We start from the raw sequence: 21,340 nt of genomic DNA, 5'->3' as shown, positions 1-21,340 counted from the left end.
CGGCCCCTCACGCACGACAGGACGGCGTCGTGCGTGGTCACAGAAGCGCCACGGACAGTGCGACGGCCATGAGGGGCAGAACCGCGGCCATCAGGTCCACCGCCCACCTGAGGAGCCGGTACTTCCGCAGCACGATGCCGCTCAGCTCGACGAGGGTGCGGCACGCCTCCTCGTCGACGGAGAGTTCCCTCGCCAGCCGCTCGGGGGCCGAGGCGTAGCGGTGCCAGGTCGCGAAGTACCGCTGGCCCACGTCGCCCCTCCCCAGCACCGGGCGCAGCACCCACAGCAGCAGCTCCGCCACCGCGCACACCCCGGCCAGTGCCGCGACGCAGAGCCAGCGGGCGCCGCCGTGCAGGGGCACCGCCACCGCCGACGCGCCGGCGACCGAGAAGGCGGTGAACCCGATGCCCACGACGGTGAGGAGGGCGGCCGACTTGGTGTCGGCCCGCGCGTTCTCCTGCCGGGTGGCGTCGATCAGCGCGTTGATCTCGGCCGGGGGCGCGGTCGCGGTCCGCACAGGGCGCCGGGTGGTGGTGTTCATGCCGCCTCCTTCTGCTGGACGAGGTCCGACACCAGGCGCTTCGCCAGGCGGCGCAGGGCGATGTCGTTGCCGCCGGTCGCCTCCCAGGCCGCCGGACGCGGACCGTCACCGAGCCAGGCCTCGACCGCGGCGCGCAGGGCCGGGCCCGGCCCCGCGCCGGCGGCGGTACGGTCCAGCAGGTCCTGGAGGATCACGCCCGCGGCGTCGACGAGCTCGCCGTCGTCCTCCTCGCCCGCCGGTGCCGGCCGGACGTCGTCGTCCACCGGCGCGGACAGGCCCCCTCCCCGGTTGGCCAGGGGCAGCAGGAGGCAGTCGTGGAGCCAGCCGACGCCCGCCACCCGGCGGACCACGGCCAGACAGGCCTCGACGTCGGCCCGCAGTTCGGCCCGTGCCGCCCGGCTCCCCGGCACCCTGTCGCCACCGTCCCACGCGTTCTTGCGGCAGGTGAGGACGTCCAGCGGCCAGGTGCCCGGCCGGGGCCCGGGGGAGGCGGCGTAGCCGAGGAGGAAGCGGAAGACGCCGGCCGGCCACGGGTCCTCGTAGGAGGCCGCGATCCTGCCGACGGTCCCGTCCCGCCGCTGGGGCCGGGCCACCCCGCCCCTGGCCACGCGGCCCCTGCGGTTCCACTCCGCGAGCTGCGAGCGGGCGCTGCTGGTGAGGTAGGCGAAAGCGGGGCCGGGGACCGGGCCGTGCGTGCGGAACCGGGCGTGCATCGCGGAGTGCGCCGGTATCCACACCTCCATGAAGAGGTCGACACACCCGACGCCCTCGCACACGTCGCGGGGGCGGACCGCCGCGGGGTCCGCCGTCCCGAAGGGCGCCGGGTGGTGGCAGGGACCGGACCGGCAGGCCTCGTGCAGCATGTGCCGGGTCTGGCGGGTGATGCCCCAGACGAGGTCCGCGCTGCGCGGCAGACAGGTGTCGGGGTCGGTGCAGAAGGAGCCGGACTTCGACATGACACGTCCCTGGAGGTGATGTGGCCCACATGCGTGGGGCCGACCCGTAGGGCCAACGTGTCCTGTGCACAGCACAGTGGGAGCGAAGCGCTCGGCCGCGGTGAAACGGCTCCTTCACTATGGCGAGCCGTCAACACCGTGTCAACGGGCGGCCGGTGCCGGCACCCCGCCACCGTGTCCGTTAGGAGGTGTCGGAGGCCGACCGGGCCCCGTTCCGGACCACACCGCACCACATCGCACCGAAAGGCGAGAGACATGGCCACTCAGCTCCGTGAAGCGTTCGCCGAACCGCAGTCCCGCGAGGCGCGCACCGTCCTGTTCATCGACCAGGTCGGCTCGACCGCCATGAAGGAGCAGCAGCCCGAGGCCAGTTGGCTGCCCGCGCTCGGCTGGCTGTACGACACGGTCACCGCCCTCGCCGTGCAGGCGGACCCCGAGGCGGAGATCAAGTACCTCGGTGACGGCATCATGATCACGTTCGACAGCGACCGGGCGACCGACGCCGTCAACGTCGCCGTGTCCGTGCAGGAGGCGGTCCACGACGCGAACCAGGGCCGGACGGGGGCCAAGGGCGTCGTCGACTTCAACTGCAGCATCGGCGTCAGCACGGGCTCGGTCGTCGCCTTCACCACGCCGACGGGCGGTCACGACTACGTCGGCACGGTGGTCGACAAGGCGAAGCGCCTGTGCGACGCCGCCTCCCCGAAGGCCGTCTTCGTCGACCGGGCCACGGCGTCCGCGGCCAACGTCATGAAGATCGCCAGTCGGCTCGGCATCGCCCTCGGCCGCGCTCCCGAGCAGTACCAGGGAGACGTGCAGCGGGCCCCGCTGAAGGGCTTCGACCAACCGGTGGAGTACTACGAGATCCTCTGGGACCAGCAGCTGTACGGGCTCAAGTCCGAGGCGGTGACGCGCAACACCGACCGCATGCGGCAGGCCGCCCCGCCACCCGGTACGACCCGTCTGCCCGTCGAGCGCTCCGCGGGCAGGCGCCAGCCGGCCCAGGAACGGCGCCAGGGCCCCCTGGAGGAGCGGCACTCCGGGGAGGTGACCTGCTGGAGGTCCGGTGCCAACTTCGGGTTCGTGCGCGACCCCCGGTCCGGCGAGGACTTCTACTTCCGCGCCGACCACCTGGTGTACCCGGAGGACGCCAAGGAGTCCCTGCGGGTCGGCAGCCGGGTCGTGTTCGTGGCGACGGGACGGGGCGACGGCGAGCGCAACCGCCACGCCGTGGGCATCCTCCTCGTCGACGACTACGCGGAAGGCACCCTGAAGCTGCCCGACGGCAAGGCCCACGGCTGGCTGCGCGTCCAGGACCGGCTCGGCAACGGCCACCACGTCTTCACTCCCCGCGCGAAGGTCCAGCGGTTCGCGGCGGGCGCGCTGCTGAGCTTCAAGGTCGTGGCGAACGACAAGGGCGGGCTGGCCGAGGAGATCGAGGAGCCGGGGGAGGAGGACGCCGCCTGACGCCCCACCGGTGAGGAGACCCCGGGGGCGGGTTCCGCGGACGCGGGGACCCGCCCCCGGGGCCCGGTCCCCTTGCCGCCGTCCGACCGGTTCGCTACATTCTGTAGCGCCCCCGCTGCTAGCGTCGCTTCTGGAAACAGACCTGTGGCCCCCAGCGGGGTTTTCTCGTTGTGCTGTGTTCTCGGTCGTTTTTGTCATTCGGGGGGCAGAGGGTGGGATCGGGGTGCCTGGTTCTGGTCGACGGATGGAACCACTACGTCTCCGCCCTGCGGTGCTTCGGATACGGTCCCGCCGCCAAGTTCCCGATCGACCGGCTGGCCCTTCACGTGGCCGCCGAGACGGGCGCGGACACCGTCAGCGCGGCCGCCGTGGTCATGGCCCTCCCGGACCGCAACCGCCCGGGGGAGGCGCCGGAGTTCCACGCCTGGCGCAAGCGTCTGCGCAAGCTCGGCAACTACGGCGTACGCCACGAGCGAGCCCGCTTCAGCTACCACCCACTGGCGTGCACCCAGTGCAGCACGTCACTGGAGCGCAGCGTGACCTGCGGGAACTGCGGCACGCCGAATGCCACGGCGGGGCGCCGCAAGGAGAAGGGCGCCGACATCAGGCTCGCGTCCCTCGCGCTCCGGGGTGCCTGGCAGCAGGAGTACTCCACGCTGATCGTCCTGTCCCAGGACTCCGACTTCGGCCCGATGGTGCAGGAGGTCAAGAAGGTCCACCAGTCGCAGGGCCGGCGCTACGCGCTGTACTCGGCGTTCCCGACCTGCGCACGCACGGACCACGAGCACCGCCCCATCCCCGGCACCAGGGAACTACCCCTGGACCCCGGCGTCTACAGTGCCCTGATCGACCGGCCCAGCACCCACGTCACCGACCGGAGCACGGTGCTCTGAGGACACGGGGGACGGCTCCGGGTCCGCCGGGCGGGGCAGCCAGCGCAGCACGTCCCGGCAGTACTGGCGGAACTGCTCCATGAGCAGGGGAGAGGTACCGGACCGCCGGTTGTGCGCCATCGGCGTGCGCACCCGCGCGATCAGCTGCAGTCGTTCCTGCCAGCCGTCCTTCGAGTGGCCCAGGGTCGGTCGCAGCTGCTCCCAGTGCATCATGATGATGGCCAGCAGATCGTGCGGGTAGGCGTAGTCGAGCGGGCTCTCGTCCGCAGCGAGCTCCCCGAAACCCCGCCGCACCCGCTCCTGCCGGTTCTCGCACTCCTCGATCAGCCGCTTCTGGCACTCCTTGAGCTTGACCAGCCACAGGTCCCCGTACGCGGCCCGCAGCGCGGTGGTCAGGCCGGCCCGCAGCCTGGTCTCCGTCAGCTGCCACAGCGACCAGTCGTCCGATCTCCGCTCCAGCAGGCCGAGGTACTCCTGGAAGCTCTCCGAGAACCCCGCCCAGCCGTCGGCGCTCGGCCGGATGATCCCTTCCCTGGCCAGCCGCTCGGCGTCCTGCGGCCGCGCGGTGACCTGGGGACCGAAGAGCACCTCGAGGAGGATCCTGAGCCGGTCCTCGTCACGCAGGAGCTCCAGCATCTGCTCGTGGTGCCGGACGGTCAGTTCGCTGCACGTCGCGACGGCCTCGCCGAGGTGGCGCGGCAGCTCGGCGGGGCGGGGGACCCCGTGGATCGCCCACCGGTCGTGCAGCACGGACAGCAGCGCGGACGCCAGGAACGGCTGGCCCCCGGTCTCCCGGCCCAGCCAGGCCAGCAGCGGCTGCTCCAGGTCCGCGTCGATGTGCGGGGACCTCGCCACTAGAGCCGTCAGCTCCCGGGTGTCGAAGCACCCCAGGACGACCGGCAGCCCGAATATCTGCGGGAACGTGGACAGCTCGGGCGTCGACCTCACGACGATCTCCGCCAGGCCCCGGCGGGAGGTGGTGATGAGGGCGACGCGCACGTCCGGCTCGTAGGCGAGGGCGCGCAGGAACTCGTAGGGCGCCGAGCGCCGGAAGATGTTCCGGGCGGCGTCGAACTCGTCCAGTACGGCCACGACCTGATATCCGAGCCGCCGGAGCCGGCGCAGGTAGGTGCGCAGCTGCATCCGCATGTCGTCCCAGGACCCGGCGGCGGACAGGGAGGCGTACAGCGGTTCCAGCCGGTCGGCGTGCGCCCCGTGTTCGGACATCCACGTCTGGACGGCGTAGGCGAGTTCACGGAAGAGCGACTGCTCCGAGTCGCAGCCGCTGACCGTGATCCACACCGGCACGAAGGTCAGGCCCCGGACACTGAGACCGGTGGCGAACCGGTCGTGGACGTGCCGGGCGAGACTGGACTTGCCGACCCTCGGCGGCCCGACGATCGACACCGATGCCGTCTCCAGCGAGGCGAACGTCCGGTTCCGGATGGAGCTGACGGCCGCGGTGCGGCCGACGAACTCCGGTCCCGCCACGGGGGATCCGTACCCCGCGTAGGGATTGCCGACCGGGTTCCCCGGGCCGTCGGGCCCCGCCGCGTTCACGCCCATCGGTGCTGCAACCACTGGCTGAAGAGTCCCACCCTGATGCGGTACCTGTTCCCGGACAGGCGCTGGAGCACCTCTCTGCGCTCCAGGTCCTGGATGACCCGCTCGGCCTCCGGGTGGGCGTTCGGGTCACCTTCGTGGTACATGGCCCGGCCGACCTCCCGCCGCGTCGCCCGGAGCACCTCCATGACGAGTTCGCCGCTGATGTCGGTGACCTCGCTGTCGCCGGGGGTGAGCAGGTTGTCGAACTCGTTCTCGCCCAGCGCCACGATGAGCCGGTCCGCGACGACCTCGACGTCCGCGGGCCCGATCGCCGGCCCGCGCACGTCCTCGCTGTTCATGTAGAGCACCAGCTCGTGACAGAACAACTGGATGTAGTACGCACTGCGGCCGGTCAGTTCGAGGATGCGGTCCACGGCGTTGCCCCGGTACCGGCTGGCTCCGTCGGGCAACCGGATCGGCTTCTCGATGAGCTCCTTCGCGTCCGCGTGCTCCAGGTAGGAGACCCGGGCCTCCGTGGCCACCTGGAACTCGTTCGGGAACTCCTGGATGAAGCGGGGCATCAGATCGTTGCCCACCAGGACACAGCGGAAGAACCCGGCCTCGAGCATGGCCTTCCAGCCCTTCATGAAGCTCTCGGGCAGGTTCCCGCTGCGGATCTCCTTGTGCACCATGCTGAACTCGTCGATGAGCAGGACCAGATGGCTGTCCGCGAGGGGCGGTGTGGCCCTCAGCCAGGCGAGCAGACGACGCATGAACTCGTTGAACTTCTGCTGGGGGGAGAGCCGGATCTGCTCCAGGCTGGGCTCGGGCAGCGGGGCTGTCTCCCAGCCCGCGTCCGCCACCAGATCGCTGATCGCCCAGTGGAAGTCGGCGCCGATGCGGTAGAGGAAGTCGGCGAAGGAGATGTCGCCCGCCAGGTCCTGGACGCTGAACCGCACCGCGAGGCTCGGCGGCGTCAGTTTCTCCCTGAGGTGGTAGAGGACCGACGACTTCCCCGCGCGCTTCTGGCCGTAGACGATCACGCTTCCCCGGTGCGGGCCCGTCAGCGTCTTCAGCAGATTGGCGATCAGGGGGTCGCGGCCCATGAACATCTCCGGGTTCTCCACCGGGAGACCCGCACTGTACGGGTTGGGGATCTCGCTCCACTCGGTGTCGGTGTGCAGCCGGATCGACTTCGGCTCCACCTCGGCCTCGACACGTCGCTGCGAGCGCAGCGTGAACTCGATCCGGCAGACCAGGGTGATCAGTTCCTGTTCGATGGTGGGCTTGCCGGCCACCAAGGAGATCTGACAGGTCTTCGACTCGCCCGCCCCGATGGACTCGGCGACCGCGATCGTGGCCTTCGTGGCGATGTAGTCGTCACTGGGCAGCACGGTCAGCACGACGTTGCTGACCGGGCTCGCCCCCGGCTCGTTGGACACCTCCAGCTGGACGTCGACCCGGCCCCCGCTGGGCAGATACCGGTCGATGACCAGTTCCACCTTCAGGTTCTCCGGCTCCACGCTCTTCTGGTACACCTCGAAGTGCTTCTTGAGCTCGGCGTCGAGCGCGAGCAGGTAGGGGTGCAGGATCTGGAGCGACAGTGCCGTCGGGGCGCTCTCGTACTCCTGGAGGTGCGCGCGGATGGTCCTGCTCGTACCGCCGAAGAGCCGCTCCCGCTCGACGTACACGCTCTGCCGGACGTACTGACGCAGGTCGGTGACGACCGCACGGCACTGGGCGATCCTGGCGCGGTCCGTCGCCGAGGCGAGGCCGATCACTTCCTCGGCTATCCGGTCCAGCTCCGTGGTGTGCCGGTCCAGTGCCGTCAGCGCCGGTACCGTCTCGGCCAGCACGCTGATCTGGTGGTAGACGTTCCGGCGCTGGACGTCCTCCTTCGCCGCCGTGAGCCAGGCCTGCGTGAACCCCGACTCGTCGGTCACCGTGACGTCGTCCTCGAGGTGGTCCCTCAGCGCCGCCTGGAAGATCTCACGCGTGGTCCGGTTCGCCCAGATCCTCCTGATCAGACGGGTGACCGTCTCACCGACCGTGGGGAGCGAGAGCAGCGTCACCAGGACCACCTTGGTGAGGTGCTTCTCGGTCATCACCAGGGCCAGGGCCTTCTCCAGGGGCGGCAGCCGGCGCATGTCGAGCAACTGGACACCGCTGTGCGTGAACGACATCACCAGCTGCCGGAGCTTGACGTCGACCAGGTCGTCCCAGTCGCTCTTGACGCTCACCGACTCCAGGTAGTAGGTCCGGATGACGTCCGGGTTGCCCTTCGCCTCGATGGCGCAGGCGTCTCCCATCGCGGCCGCGAAGTACCGCAGCCGGCTGCGGAACCGGTCGTCCGTGATCCCGAGGTCGCGCATGATCCGGGCGGCCGAGAGGTTGTAGTCGGCGCGCTCACGGGGGAAGTTGCTGCCGAGCCGGCCCTTGGCGCGTCCGGAGACCAGGTCGTCCAGGCGTTTGATGTCGTCTTCCGTGAACGTGCGCTTGGCCACCTTCTCCGCCCGTACGCCCCGGTACTCGCAGCGGTCGAGATGAAAGGTCAGCAGGGGACTGAGGTGGGAGGTGGCCGCGTACTGGAGCTGCACCACGGCGTCGACCTTGGAGTAGACGTTCGTCTCCATCGCCTGGACGAGCTGGTTCAGGGCCGCGCGCAGGGGCTGCTGGTGCGGGGTGCGCTGGAGCTCGGCCTCCAGCAGCTCCTTCGCCTCCTGCGGTTGGAACGTCTTGAGCAGTGCCATGGCGATCCGGCCCACCAGCCGCACCCGCTCGTCCCCGGTGGGCCCCCGGCCGAGCATGCCGCGCAGCTCGTCCAGCGCCTCCTCCCACCGTCCGGCGTGTTCCAGGATGGTGCTGCGCTGCTGGGACCAGTTCCAGAGTTCCGCGTCGGTGACGAACAGGTGCTTGTGTTCCTGGAGCAGGGCCAGCGCCTCGTCGCGGCTCTGCAAGCTGGTCGACAGCAGGTTCACGAGTCTGCGCACCGCGCGCGCACGGTGGTCCCCCTGCTCGATGGCCTGCTGGAAGTGGCGCTTCGCGGCCGTGTAGTCCTTGCGGCGCTGTGCGGCCACGGCCCGGGCGAAGGGCCCCTTGTCCTGCTGGGTGCCGTGGTGCGCCCCGGGTTCCGGCCGGGTGGTGGCCGCGGCGGTCCGGACGGGGACGCCCGCACGGGCGCCGGGGACCTGGGACAGGTACTTCTCGGCGCCCCAGGTCAGGGAGTGACGGGGCGCGAGGGTCTTCAGCGTGGTCAGCTCCTGCCGGGCGGCGGCCAGGTCACCACGGTCGGCACAGGCGCGTATCTTCTCCGACAGAGCCCGTACCCGCCCGTCGTCGGGACCCGCCGTCCGGGCCGGCGGGTCCGGCGCGGGCCCGGCGGGCGGGACCCGGGAGGCCGCCGGGGAGGGCACGGGCACCGCGGCCGACGGCGGGGTCCTGGACGCGCGCCCGGCGGGCGGGGGCGAGGGAGCCGGCGGACCGGCCGGCCCGGTGCGCGGCACCGGACGCGGGAGCGGGGGCACCGGCGTCCGCCGCACGGTCCGTACGGGGGCGGCGGGAGCGGGCTCCGGGTGCAGTCCCGCGGCGACCACGGCGAACGCGCCGTCGGGCGCGTCGGGCGCGTTCCAGTCGTCGACGGGGAAGCCGGCCAGGCCTTCCCGGGGGGCGCACAGCAGGCCGCAGTGCAGGACGCTCAGCCGGGCGGGGCCCGGCTTCCACCCGGCGGCGTCCTGGACGAGACCGGCGAGTTCGGCGGCGCCGACGCCGTCGAGGAGCACACAGGCGACGAGCGCCGTCAGCGCCGGGTCGTCCGCGGGGGAGTCCTGGCCGATGCAGTTGCGCAGGGTGGTGGCGTAGGTGGGTTCACCGGCGTGCCGCTGGGCCACCGCCAGGTCGAAGCAGGACGAACTGTCGTTCAGGGCGTCGGCGGCGTCGGCGAACAGCTCGAGGGCCCTGCCGCGTTCGCCGAGCAGCCAGACCATCCGTCCCGCGGTCTGCAGGCAGTCGGCGGCGTTGTAGCTCTCCGAGACCCTGCGCAGACGCCCGGCGCACTGGAGGATCTTGGCCGTGTCCCTGACCTTCAGGGCGTAGCCGTAGCTGTTCCGGATGCTCAGCAGGTCGCGCTCCAGCCGAACGCGCGTCTCGTCGTCCAGGTCGTCGGTGTAGACGGAGAAGTCCGGTTCGTCGATCCGCAGCGGGAGGGTTCGGACCCGCTGCTCCAGCTCCTCCAGGGCGAGCAGGGCGGCGGGCGGGAGGACGACCTCGGCGGGCGGAGGGGGCGGTGGCGGCGCCGGTGGCGGCTCGGAGCGCGTGACCGCGGCCGGCGCGCCCGTCACGTCCTCGCCGGTGGGGACGGGCCCCAGCGAGCGGCGCTCGACCAGCTGGATGGCTTCCGCCTCCAGGATGATCTCCGCGTCCGCGGTGCGGATGACGAGGCAGTCCTCGTCGATCTCCGCGAGCGTTCCTTCAAAGCATTCCCCCGCATGCATGCGCACCCGAATGCTGCTCCCGGGCGACACGCGCGATTTGATCGGCCCAAGGCGCACATTTCGACTCTACCCCGGCCGACGGGCTTTGTGTGAGTGTCCGTCAGACCGGGGACGGGCGACGCCCGGGGCCGGGGTGGGCCGGATCAGGCGGAGACGGCGTCGATCAGCGCGGCGAGCGCCGACGCGAGCCGGGGCAGCCCCTGCCCGGCGGGGCCGCCCGGTTCGGACATGTAGGTGTCCCGGCGGATCTCCACCATCAGGGCGGACACCTCCGCCCGCTTGCCGTAGAACTCCAGCGGTACGTACGTCCCGGCGAACGGGCTGTCCAGTCCCGTCTCCCCGCACGGCGCGAACGCCTCCCGGGCGGCGTCGAGCAGGGCGGGCGGGGTGTGGAAGGAGTCGGTGCCCAGGCAGACCTCCGGCCGCGGCCCGTCGCCGTGCAGCTCGTAGGGCAGCGGTGCGCTCGGGTAGGAGTGCACGTCGATGACCACGGCCCGCCCGGTCGCCGCGAGCCGGCCGGCGACCGCCTCCGTCATCGCCCGCGCGTACGGCCGGAAGTACCGCCCGATCAGCGGCTCGGGGTCGAAGCCGTCGGGCCGCAGCACGTCCTTGTGCGTGGTCCGGGTGTAGACCGCGCCCATCCCGACGGCCAGCATCTCCTCCCGCTCGTCCGGGAACCGCTCGGGGTCGACGACCAGCCGCGACAGCCGGTTCACGAACCGCCACGGCGTGAGACCGGCCGCCCGGGCGGCCTCCTCGGCGATCGAGGCGGTGTGCGAGTCGGTGATGTGGTCGAGCTCCCGCTCCAGTTCGGCATCCCCCAGCACGATCCCGGACCGCACGTCCTGCGGTATCTCCCGGGCGGAATGCGGCACGTGGAGGATCACCGGGGAGTCCGGATCACCGGGGACGAACGAGAAGGAGGAGGGCACATCGGTCATACGGTTGCTCCAGGGGTGTCAGTGGTGCACGACGTGATCAAGATGACACACGCCACTGACAACACCGCCCGTGGGACGGCTCCGCCCCGGCCGGGCGCGGTGCCGGCCGGGGCGGAGTACGGGGACCGCTCGCGTCAGCTCAGGGACGCCAGCGCCTCGTTCCAGGTGGTGGACGGACGCATGACCGCGGCGGCCCTGGCCGGGTCGGGCTGGTAGTAGCCGCCGATCTCGGCGGGCTTGCCCTGGACGGCGTTCAGCTCCTCGACGATCTTCGCCTCGTTGGCGGTGAGCGTCTCGGCGAGCGGCGCGAAGGCCTTCGCCAGGTCCGCGTCGTCGGTCTGCGCGGCCAGCTCCTGCGCCCAGTACAGGGACAGGTAGAAGTGGCTGCCGCGGTTGTCGATGCCGCCGACGCGACGGGTCGGGGACTTGTCCTCGTTGAGGAAGGTCGCCGTGGCCCGGTCGAGGGCGTCGGCGAGGACCTTGGCCCGGGTGTTGCCCGTGGCCTCGGCGTACTGCTCCAGCGACGGCACCAGCGCGAAGAACTCACCGAGGGAGTCCCAGCGCAGGTAGTTCTCCTTGACCAGCTGCTGCACGTGCTTCGGCGCGGAGCCGCCGGCACCCGTCTCGAACAGGCCGCCGCCCGCCATCAGCGGGACGACCGACAGCATCTTGGCGCTGGTGCCCAGCTCCAGGATGGGGAACAGGTCGGTGAGGTAGTCGCGCAGCACGTTGCCGGTCACCGAGATGGTGTTCTCGCCGCGGCGGATGCGCTCCACCGACAGCCTGGTCGCCTCGACCGGGGCGAGGATGCGGATGTCCAGGCCCTCGGTGTCGTGCTCCGGCAGGTACTGCTTCACCTTGGCGATCAGGTTGGCGTCGTGCGCGCGGTCCTCGTCCAGCCAGAAGACGGCCGGGTCGCCGGTGGCGCGGGCGCGGGTGACGGCCAGCTTCACCCAGTCGCGGATCGGGGCGTCCTTGGTCTGGCAGGCGCGGAAGATGTCACCGGCGGAGACGGCCTGCTCGAGGACCGCTTCGCCGTTGCCGTCGACCAGACGGACCGTACCCGTGACGGGGATCTCGAAGGTCTTGTCGTGGCTGCCGTACTCCTCGGCCTTCTGCGCCATCAGTCCCACGTTCGGGACCGAGCCCATGGTGGACGGGTCGTAGGCGCCGTTGGCCCGGCAGTCCTCGATCACGGCCTGGTAGACGCCGGCGTAGCTGGAGTCCGGCAGCACCGCGAGGGTGTCGGCCTCCTGGCCGTCCGGGCCCCACATGTGGCCGGAGGTGCGGATCATGGCCGGCATGGAGGCGTCCACGATGACGTCCGAGGGGACGTGCAGGTTGGTGATGCCCTTGTCGGAGTCGACCATCGCCAGCGCCGGGCCCTCGGCGAGCTCCGCGTCGAAGGACGCCTTGATCTCGGCGCCCTCGGGCAGGGCCTCCAGGCCCTTGAAGATGCCGCCCAGACCGTCGTTCGGGGTGAGGCCGGCCGCGGCGAGCTTGTCGCCGTACCGGGCGAACGTCTTCGGGAAGAAGGCGCGCACCACGTGACCGAAGACGATCGGGTCGGAGACCTTCATCATCGTGGCCTTGAGGTGCACCGAGAACAGCACGCCCTCCTGCTTGGCGCGGGCGACCTGCGCGGTCAGGAACTCGCGCAGCGCGGCGACGCGCATCACGGAGGCGTCGACGACCTCGCCCTTCTGGACGGGCACGGACTCGCGCAGCACGGTGGTGGTGCCGTCGTCGCCCTTGAGCTCGATGCGCAGCGCGCCGTCCTCGGCGATGACGACCGACTTCTCGGTGGAGCGGAAGTCGTCCGCGCCCATGGTCGCCACGTTGGTCTTGGACTCGGCGGTCCAGGCGCCCATGCGGTGCGGGTGGGTCTTGGCGTAGTTCTTCACCGAGGCGGGGGCGCGGCGGTCGGAGTTGCCCTCGCGCAGCACCGGGTTCACGGCCGAGCCCTTGACCTTGTCGTAGCGGGCGCGGATCTCCCGCTCCTCGTCGGTCTTCGGGTCGTCCGGGTAGTCGGGAAGCGCGTAGCCCTGGCCCTGCAGCTCGGCGATGGCGGCCTTGAGCTGCGGGATCGACGCCGAGATGTTCGGCAGCTTGATGATGTTGGCCGCCGGCGTCTTGGCCAGCTCGCCGAGCTCGGCGAGCGCGTCCGGGATGCGCTGGTCCTCGGCCAGGTACTCCGGGAACAGGGCGATGATGCGCCCGGCCAGCGAGATGTCCCGCGTCTCCACGGCGACACCCGCCTGCGAGGCGTACGCCCGGACCACCGGCAGGAAGGAATACGTCGCCAGGGCCGGGGCCTCGTCAGTGTGCGTATAGATGATGGTCGAGTCAGTCACCGGGTGCTCCGCTCCACGTCTGCAACATTGCTCGACATCAAGATATCTCGTGATCGACCGGGGCTCGACAGGGGTCCGCGCCGACTTCCGGCCGACCTCCCGCCACGATCCTTCCGGCGTGGCGGGAGATCACCCGGGACGGTGGGTTCAGATCGGCCGGGTGGTGGTCATGTCGTCCGGCACGGAGTCCGTGTCGCGCTGCTGGGGGATCAGCACGGCGCCCTGCTGGAGCGCCACCGTCCGGGCCGGCGACGGGATGCGGATGCCCTCCTCGCGGTAGCGGCGGTGCAGGCGCTTGATGAACTCGTGCTTGATCCGGTACTGGTCGCTGAACTCGCCGACGCCCAGGATGACCGTGAAGCCGATGCGGGAGTCCCCGAAGGTGTGGAAGCGCACCGCCGGCTCGTGCTCCGGCACGGCGCCGGTGATCTCCGTCATCACCTCGGCGACCACCTCCTTCGTCACCCGCTCCACCTGTTCCAGATCGCTGTCGTACGACACCCCGACCTGCACCAGGATCGTCAGCTGCTGCTCGGGACGCATGAAGTTGGTCATGTTCGTCTTGGCGAGCTGCGCGTTCGGGATGACCACCAGGTTGTTGGACAGGTTGCGGACCGTCGTCTGGCGCCAGTTGATGTCCTCGACGTAGCCCTCCTCGCCGCTGCTCAGCTGGATGTAGTCCCCGGGCTGCACGGTCTTGGAGGCGAGGATGTGGATGCCCGCGAACAGGTTGGCGAGCGTGTCCTGCAGCGCCAGCGCGACCGCCAGACCGCCGACGCCGAGGGCGGTGAGCATCGGGGCGATCGAGATGCCCAGCGTCTGCAGCCCCACCAGGAAACCGATCGCCAGGACCAGGATCCGGGTGATGTTCATGAAGATGGTCGCCGACCCGGCGACACCGGAGCGGGACTGGGTGACCGAGCGCACCAGCCCCGCCACCACCCGGGCCGCCGAGATCGTCGCGGCGAAGATGACCAGCAGGGTCAGCACCTGGTTGACGTTGTGCTGCACGGTGCGGGTCAGCGGCAGCGCCGCCGCCGCGGAGGCCGCGCCGCCCGCGATCGCCGCCCACGGCGCGATCATGCGCAGCGCGTCCACGAGGACGTCGTCCCCGCGCCAACTGGTGCGCTCCGCCAGCCGGTCCAGCCGGCGCAGCAGCAGCCGCAGCAGGAACGCCGCCAGCAGGCCGGCCGCGAGGGCGATGCCGGCGTACACCAGGTCGTGGCCGGTGAGCGCGCGGGTCACCGCTCACCTCCGGCGAACGCCCTGTCCGACGGCCCTGTGTGAAGTCGTGTCACGTGTCGTCACCTGTTCGAGTTCTACGGGATGTACGTCGCGCCGGCCGCCCCCGACCGCGGTCGGCACGACCGCTCATCCTGCCGCACTCCGCGCGGCGGTCCGTACCGCCCCCGGGCTCGCCCCGCTGGTCGGACCGCCTTCAGCCGCACCGGCGCGACCGGCGTCAACACCCGCGGCGGCAGCGGCGGTCCGCACGCCCGCCGACTGCCGTGCGGCGGGCCGGTCCGGGCCGTCCTTGACCTCAATCATGCTCGAGGTCCTACCTTCACGTGCATGAGCATGGAGACCACGGCGTGGACACAACTGCGCGGCATCATGACCGCCGAGGACGAGCACCGCCCCCTCACCGGGGCGACACTGCGCCGCGTCGGAGCCTTCGCCCGTCCGCACCGGCGCCGTCTGGTCCTGTTCGTGCTCCTCGGCACGGCGACCGCGGCGCTCGCCGTCGCCACCCCCGTGCTCGCCGGGAGCGTCGTGGACACCATCGTCTCCGGCGGCGACGGGGCCAGGGTGGTCCGCCTGTCCCTGCTCATCGCGCTGATCGCCGTCGTGGAGGCGGTCCTCGGCGTGCTGGGCCGCAGACTCTCGGCGGCCCTCGGCGAGGACCTCATCCTCGACCTGCGGACAGCGGTCTTCGACCACGTGCAGCGCATGCCGGTCGCGTTCTTCACCCGCACGCGCACGGGAGCGCTCGTCTCCCGTCTCAACAACGACGTCATCGGCGCCCAGCGGGCCTTCAGCAACACCCTGTCGACCGTGGTCGGCAATCTGGTCACCCTCGTGCTCACCCTCGCCGTGATGCTCACCCTGTCCTGGCAGATCACCCTGCTCGCACTGGCACTGCTGCCGGTGTTCGTGGTCCCGGCCCGCCGCATGGGCCGCCGCATGGCGGGGATGCAGCGCGAGGCCGCCGCCCTGAACGCGGCCATGGGCACCCGGATGACCGAGCGGTTCTCCGCACCCGGCGCCACCCTGGTCAAGCTGTTCGGCCGGCCCGAGGAGGAGTCCGCCCAGTTCGCGGTCCGCGCCCGCCGGGTCCGGGACATCGGCGTGCGCACGGCCACGGCGCAGACGGTGTTCATCACCGCGCTGACCCTCGTCTCCGCCCTCGCCCTCGCCCTGGTCTACGGCCTCGGCGGCCGGCTCGCCCTCGGCGGCACCCTGGAGCCGGGCGACGTCGTGGCGCTGGCGCTGCTGCTCACCCGGCTGTACGCGCCGCTCACCTCGCTCGCCGGGGCACGCGTGGAGGTGATGAGCGCGCTGGTCAGCTTCGAGCGGGTCTTCGAGGTGCTGGACCTCGAACCGCTCATCGGCGAGAGGCCGGACGCGCGCGAGGTGCCCGAGGGTCCGGTCTCCGTCGAGTTCGACGACGTCCGCTTCGGCTACCCCTCCGCCGAGAAGGTCTCCCTGGCCTCCCTGGAGGAGGTCGCCTCCCTCGACCCGCGCGGCGGCGACGAGGTCCTGCACGGCATCTCCTTCCGTGCCGAGCCCGGACAGACCGTCGCCCTCGTCGGCTCCTCCGGCGCGGGCAAGTCGACCATCGCCCAGCTGCTGCCACGGCTGTACGACGTCGACTCCGGCGCCGTGCGCGTGGGCGGTGTCGACGTCCGCGACCTGACCGCGCGGTCACTGCGCGCCACTCTCGGCATGGTGACCCAGGACGGTCACCTCTTCCACGACACGGTGCGCGCCAATCTGCTCCTGGCCCGGCCGGAGGCCGACGAGTCCGACCTCTGGGACGCCCTGGGCCGGGCCCGCCTCGACGCCCTCGTACGGGCCCTGCCCGACGGCCTGGACACGGTGGTCGGCGAACGCGGCTACCGGCTCTCCGGCGGCGAACGCCAGCGCATGACCATCGCCCGGCTGCTGCTGGCCCGCCAGCGCGTCGTCATCCTCGACGAGGCCACCGCCCACCTGGACAACACCTCCGAGGCGGCCGTGCAGGAGGCCCTCACGGAGGCGCTGGAGGACAGGACGGCGGTGGTGATCGCCCACCGGCTGTCCACCGTCCGCGCCGCCGACCTCATCCTGGTCGTCGAGGCCGGTCGGATCGTGGAACGCGGCACGCACGAGCACCTGCTGGCCGCCGACGGCCGCTACGCCGAGCTGTACCGCACCCAGTTCGAACGGCGGCCGGAGGGGGCGACGGTGGCGTAGCGGCGGTGCCGCACGGGAGGGAGGGGCCCCGAAGGCGCCCCTCCCTCCGCTCCTACCGGACCGGCGTGGCCGCCCCGGCCTCGTCCGGGCGCCTCCCGGCGCCGGAGCCCGCCCGCCCGGAGCCGCCCCGGCCCCTGCCGCCCCTGCCGCCACCGGCGGACGAGCTGAGCACGACGGCGAGCGGCGAGGCGGTCAGGACCGACGAGTACGTGCCCACGAGCATGCCGATCAGCAGCGCGAGCGCGAAGTCGGTGAGCGAGTCGCCGCCCAGCAGCGCCAGCGCGGCCAGGATGAAGATCACACCGATGCCGGTGTTGACCGTACGGGGCACCGTCTGCAGGATCGCCCGGTTGGTGACCCGGGACAACGGCGCCCTGCCGTCCTTCCGCCACAGTTCGCGGATCCGGTCGAAGACCACCACGGAGTCGTTCACCGAGTAACCGATCACGGTGAGCAGCGCGGCCAGGAACACGCCGTCGATCGGCTTGCCCAGCCAGGCGAAGACGCCGGTGAGGATCACCACGTCGTGCGCCAGGGCGGCCACCGCCCCGGTACCGAACATCCAGCGGAACCGGAAGGCCAGGTACAGCAGCTGGGCGCCGAGGGCCAGACCGAGCGCGATCAGCGCGTTGCGCCGCAGCTCGTCGCCGAGGCTCGGGCCGATCAGCTCGTCGCGGACCTTCTCGGCCCCGCCGCCGAGATCCGCGATGGCGTCGGCCACCTCGACGGCCTCCGCGTTGGTCAGCTCCTCGGTGCGCACCGTCAGCCTGTCGTCGCCGGAGGACTGCACGACCGCCTGCGGGAAGCCGGCGTCGGCCAGGGCCTCACGGGCCCGGTCCGGGTCGACGGTGTCGCTGGTGGAGTACTCGATGAGGCGGCCACCGGTGAACTCCACACCGAAGTTCAGCCCGCGCACCGCGATGCCCGCGCCGGCGACGACGAGCACCACGGCGGACACCGCCAGCCAGCGGCGCGGGCGCCGCATCAGCTGCGGGTCGCGGCGGGTGAGGTACGTGCGGACCCGGCCGATGGAGGCCAGGCCGGTGACCTTCGGCCGGCGGTGCACCCAGCGGCGGGCCACGGCGAACTCGGCCAGCACCCGGGTGATCACCAGGGCGCTGATCATGGAGGCGAGCACACCGATGCCCAGCGTGACGCCGAAGCCCTTCACCGGACCGGAGGCGAGCAGGAACAGCAGCACCGCCGCGATCAGCGTGGTGACGTTGGAGTCCGCGATGGCGCTGAAGGCGCCCTTGAACCCGGCGGTCAGCGCCGAGCGGCCGCTGGGCCGGTTGCGCTTGCCGTACTCCTCCCGGGCCCGTTCGAAGACCAGCACGTTGGCGTCCACGGCCATGCCGATGGCCAGCACGAAACCGGCGAGACCGGGCAGGGTCAGGGTCGCGCCGAGGGCCGCCAGACCGGCGTAGGAGATCAGGCCGTAGCAGAGCAGGGCCAGGGTGGCCAGGACGCCCATGAGCCGGTACACGACGATGATGAAGACCGCGGTCAGCGCGGTGCCGACGACGGCCGCCCAGGCGCTCGCCTCGATGGCCTCGGCGCCCAGCGTCGGGCCCACGGTCCGCTGCTCGACCGTCTCGACCGGCACCGGCAGCGCGCCGCCCTTGACCAGCAGGGCGAGCTCCTTGGCCTCGTCGCTGGTGAAGGAACCGGTGATCTGGGTGGACCCGCCGGTGATGCCCGCGCCGCAGGCCACGGACGGGTCGACCTGGGGTGAGGAGATGATCTTGTCGTCCAGGACGATCGCGACCCGGCGCTGCGGATCGCCCGCCGGGTGGCAGGCGGCCTCGCCGGTCAGCTTCGCCCAGCCCTTGCCGTCCTCGAAGTCCACGGTGACGTGCCAGCCGGCACCGCTCTGCGGGTCGAAGCGGCCCTCGGCGTCCTTCACGTCCTGGCCGGTGAGCGCCGCGGCGGCCAGCCGCAGCCGTTCACCGGACTGCTCGTCGGGCAGGACGCGTTCGCCCTCCGCCCGGTCCTTGTCGGACCCGCCGGCGGCGCCGAGCACCGCGTGGACGGAGAGCTGCGCGGTACGGCCGAGGACGTCGGCGGCCTTGCGCGGATCCTGCACGCCGGGCAGCTCGACGATGATCCGGTTGTCCCCGGAGCGGACGATGCCCGGCTCGGCGACACCGAGCGCGTCGACCCGGCCGCGCAGCACCTCCAGGGTGCGGTCGGTGGCCTCCCCGTCGGCCTTCACGGTTTCGGTGGAACGGGTCTCCAGCACGATCTGGGTGCCGCCCCGCAGATCCAGGCCCAGACGGACCGGGACGGTGACGGCGATGAACACGGATGCGGCGATCACGGCGAGCGCGAACAACGCCCTGAAGCGGGCGGGACGTTTCACAGATGCCTCCAGCAGGCACGCGGAGAAGAGGAAGGGGGAGTCTCAGGTGCTGGAGGCCGGGGGAGGGGCGCGCCCCAGGTCCGACGGCATGTGCGCGGCGGCGGGCGGCGCGTGCCCGGCCGCCGGCGCGGGCCGGGCCGGCCGGGGCGGGACCGGCGGCGTGTGCGCCGCGGTGAAGAGCAGGTGTCCGGCGGGCACCGTCCGCTCACCGGTGTCCCGCTCCGGCCGGGTGAACAGGGTGCGGGCACCGACGTAGGCGTCGTCGCCGTACGGACGGGTGTCGGACGCGTGGGCCGCCGGGGAGGAGGCCGCGGCGGGGACGAGCACCGCCGACGGGGAGGACCCGAGGGCCAGCAGCACGGCCGCGAACGCGGTGACGGCCGCCGCGGCGGCCCGGAACGGAAGGCGGGCGGGGCGTCCCCGCCGATCGGGGGTCAAGGCTCGACGAGCCCGGCGCGGATGGCGTAACGGGTCAGCTCGAGGCGGTCCCGCAGCCCCAGCTTGTGCAGCAGGTTCTCGCGGTGCCGCTGCACCGTCTTGACGCTGATGAACAGCAGTTCGGCGATCTCCTTCGACGAATGGCCCTCGGCGACGAGCTTGAGCACCTCCTCCTCGCGCGGGGTCAGCAGCTGCTCGGGCGCCTCCTCGCCGTGCCGCACGCGGTCGAGGTAGTTGCGGATCAGCGCGGTCACCGCGCCCGGGTACAGGAACGGCTCGTCCCGCATCGCGGACCGGCAGGCGGCGACCAGGTCCCGGTCCGCGACGGACTTCAGCACGTAACCGCCGGCCCCCGCCTTGAGCGCCTGGAACAGGTACTGCTCGTTGTCGTGCATCGTCAGCATCAGGATGCGCAGCCCCGGCTTCAGCGCGGTCAGCTCGCGGGCGGCCTGCAGACCGGTCAGCCGCGGCATGGCGATGTCCAGGACGGCCAGGTCGACGTCGTGGGTGCGGGCCATGGCGATCGCCTCCGCGCCGTCGCCCGCCTCGGCGACCACCTCCAGGTCCGGTTCCCGGTCGAGGATGAGCCGCACGCCGCGCCGCACCAGCGCGTGGTCGTCGGCGAGCAGGATCCGGATCGTGGTCCCCGGCCGGTGGTCGTCGTGGGTGTCCTGGTGGTTCATGACTGCTTCCTGACGGTGGGCACGGTCAGCCGGATCCGGGTTCCGGCGGGTGTCGCGGAGGTCTCGTCGGGGCTGGAGATGTCCAGACCCGCCCCGATCAGCAGGGCCCGTTCGCGCATCCCGCGCAGCCCGGCGCCCTCGCGGGCGGCCCCGACGCCGCGGCCGTCGTCGGCCACCTCGAGGACGACGTGCCCGTCGGCGCCGCGCAGGCTCACCTCCACGCACCGCGCCTCGGCGTGCCGCGCGGCGTTGGTCAGGCCCTCCTGCGCCACCCGGTAGATCACCAGCTCCGCCTCGTGGTCGAGGGCGGGCAGGTCGGGGTCGAAGCGGCGCAGCACGCGCAACCCGGTGTGCGTGGCGAACTCGGTGGTCAGCGAGGTGACCGCGCTGACCAGGCCCAGATCGTCCAGGACGCCCGGACGCAGCCGGCGCACCAGCCGGCGGACCTCGTCGAGGCTCTCCCGGGTGATCTCCTGCGCCTGCTGGAGTTCACCGCGCAGCGGCTGGGACGCCTCGTCGGCCGCCCGCTTCAGGGCCAGCAGCACGGCGGTCATGCTCTGCCCGACCTCGTCGTGCAGTTCCTGGGCGATACGGCGCCGCTCGCCCTCCTGCGCGAGGATGGCGCGGGCGCTGCTGGCGACGCGTTCCCCCTCCAGCCGCTCCAGCATCGAATTGAACGTGCTGACCAGTTCGGCGACCTCGCCGCCACCGCGCACCGGCAGCCGCTGGCCGGGACGCAGCAGGTCCACGGTGGTCATCAGCCGCGTCACCCGGTCCAGCGGGGCCAGCCCGATGCGCAGCAGGGCCGCGTTGGCGACGAGCATGACGCCGAGGCCGCCCACCAGGATCACCGCCTCGGTCAGCAGCACCGGGACGGACACGGTCACCGGAGCCCACAGCAGCAGCGCGGTGGCACTGCCCAGCACCACCGCGTTGAGCCCGAAGATCCGCCAGTACAGGGACACGGAGGTCACGCCTTCCTCTTTCTCGTCTGCCTCTACTGTCGGTCACCGCGCCCTCTTCCGCGGCCGCGGCCCCCTTGTCCCGGCGGACACCGGCCAGCCTGCACCAGGGGCGGCCCCCGGTCGATGGGCCCCGCGCCCCATTTCCCGCGCCCCGCCCGACCCATGCCGGGCGGGGTGGGTCCTGCGACCCCGCACAGATGGGTACCGCGCCCGATGGGCACCGGGACGGAGAAGGGCGAAGGTGAGGAC

General features: G+C 72.0%; 14 protein-coding genes. 3 read left to right on the top strand and 11 right to left on the bottom strand.

The window, feature by feature from the left end; genetic code table 11:
- Window positions 1–37 precede the first annotated feature (37 nt).
- Window positions 38–541, bottom strand: coding sequence for a Pycsar system effector family protein (locus ABTY20_RS21160; protein WP_351998559.1), 504 nt, complete (start codon window positions 539–541; stop codon window positions 38–40).
- The gene (locus ABTY20_RS21155) at window positions 538–1,497 is read right to left on the bottom strand and encodes a hypothetical protein (RefSeq protein ID WP_351998558.1); all 960 of its coding nucleotides are present in this window, start codon (window positions 1,495–1,497) and stop codon (window positions 538–540) included. The genes ABTY20_RS21160 and ABTY20_RS21155 overlap by 4 nt, the downstream gene beginning before the upstream one ends.
- Before the next feature lie 255 nt (window positions 1,498–1,752).
- On the opposite strand from ABTY20_RS21155, the gene ABTY20_RS21150 reads away from it, so the two are divergent.
- Window positions 1,753–2,964 (top strand): adenylate/guanylate cyclase domain-containing protein, encoded by a 1,212-nt coding sequence (locus tag ABTY20_RS21150; protein ID WP_351998557.1) that lies wholly within the window; start codon window positions 1,753–1,755, stop codon window positions 2,962–2,964.
- 212 nt (window positions 2,965–3,176) lie between these two features.
- Window positions 3,177–3,857, top strand: coding sequence for an NYN domain-containing protein (locus ABTY20_RS21145; RefSeq protein ID WP_351998556.1), 681 nt, complete (start codon window positions 3,177–3,179; stop codon window positions 3,855–3,857).
- Here the strand turns inward: ABTY20_RS21145 and ABTY20_RS21140 are convergent.
- The 5 genes from ABTY20_RS21140 to ABTY20_RS21120 all read right to left on the bottom strand — a co-directional run bounded on the left by ABTY20_RS21140 (window position 3,777) and on the right by ABTY20_RS21120 (window position 14,432).
- Window positions 3,777–5,438: an AAA family ATPase gene (locus ABTY20_RS21140; protein ID WP_351998555.1), complete on the bottom strand. Its 1,662-nt coding sequence runs from the start codon at window positions 5,436–5,438 to the stop codon at window positions 3,777–3,779. The two genes, ABTY20_RS21145 and ABTY20_RS21140, sit on opposite strands and share 81 nt — an antisense overlap.
- The gene (locus ABTY20_RS21135; RefSeq protein ID WP_351998554.1) at window positions 5,414–9,892 is read right to left on the bottom strand and encodes a hypothetical protein; all 4,479 of its coding nucleotides are present in this window, start codon (window positions 9,890–9,892) and stop codon (window positions 5,414–5,416) included. Before ABTY20_RS21135 ends, ABTY20_RS21140 begins: the two co-directional genes overlap by 25 nt.
- Before the next feature lie 143 nt (window positions 9,893–10,035).
- On the bottom strand, window positions 10,036–10,833 hold the full coding sequence (locus ABTY20_RS21130; RefSeq protein ID WP_351998553.1) for an N-formylglutamate amidohydrolase: 798 nt from the start codon (window positions 10,831–10,833) through the stop codon (window positions 10,036–10,038).
- A 134-nt stretch (window positions 10,834–10,967) separates the two neighbouring features.
- Window positions 10,968–13,187: an NADP-dependent isocitrate dehydrogenase gene (locus tag ABTY20_RS21125; protein ID WP_351998552.1), complete on the bottom strand. Its 2,220-nt coding sequence runs from the start codon at window positions 13,185–13,187 to the stop codon at window positions 10,968–10,970.
- Window positions 13,188–13,334: 147 nt separating this feature from the next.
- On the bottom strand, window positions 13,335–14,432 hold the full coding sequence (locus tag ABTY20_RS21120) for a mechanosensitive ion channel family protein (protein WP_351998551.1): 1,098 nt from the start codon (window positions 14,430–14,432) through the stop codon (window positions 13,335–13,337).
- Window positions 14,433–14,759: 327 nt separating this feature from the next.
- Here ABTY20_RS21120 and ABTY20_RS21115 point away from each other — a divergent pair, with 327 nt between their 5' ends.
- Window positions 14,760–16,643: an ABC transporter ATP-binding protein gene (locus ABTY20_RS21115; RefSeq protein ID WP_351998550.1), complete on the top strand. Its 1,884-nt coding sequence runs from the start codon at window positions 14,760–14,762 to the stop codon at window positions 16,641–16,643.
- Between the two features lie 52 nt (window positions 16,644–16,695).
- Here the strand turns inward: ABTY20_RS21115 and secD are convergent, their stop codons facing one another.
- From secD to ABTY20_RS21095, 4 genes are read right to left on the bottom strand one after another with little or no spacing between them, the layout of a single operon-like run.
- A complete protein-coding gene (secD, locus tag ABTY20_RS21110; protein ID WP_351998549.1) occupies window positions 16,696–19,005 on the bottom strand; it encodes a protein translocase subunit SecD in 2,310 nt (769 codons plus the stop codon).
- Window positions 19,006–19,047: 42 nt separating this feature from the next.
- Window positions 19,048–19,443, bottom strand: a complete 396-nt coding sequence (locus ABTY20_RS21105; RefSeq protein WP_351998548.1) for a hypothetical protein — start codon at window positions 19,441–19,443, stop codon at window positions 19,048–19,050.
- Entirely contained in the window at window positions 19,440–20,126 is a 687-nt protein-coding gene (locus ABTY20_RS21100; protein ID WP_351998547.1) for a response regulator, read from the bottom strand. The genes ABTY20_RS21105 and ABTY20_RS21100 overlap by 4 nt, the downstream gene beginning before the upstream one ends.
- Entirely contained in the window at window positions 20,123–21,100 is a 978-nt protein-coding gene (locus tag ABTY20_RS21095) for a HAMP domain-containing sensor histidine kinase (RefSeq protein ID WP_351998546.1), read from the bottom strand. Before ABTY20_RS21095 ends, ABTY20_RS21100 begins: the two co-directional genes overlap by 4 nt.
- Window positions 21,101–21,340: the final 240 nt, after the last annotated feature.

It is taken from the genome of Streptomyces sp. NPDC126497 (genome assembly GCF_040302425.1).
In the GTDB taxonomy this organism is placed as follows: domain Bacteria; phylum Actinomycetota; class Actinomycetes; order Streptomycetales; family Streptomycetaceae; genus Streptomyces.
Note: the sequence above shows the minus strand (reverse complement) of the source record. Positions and strands in the feature narration are given on the sequence as shown.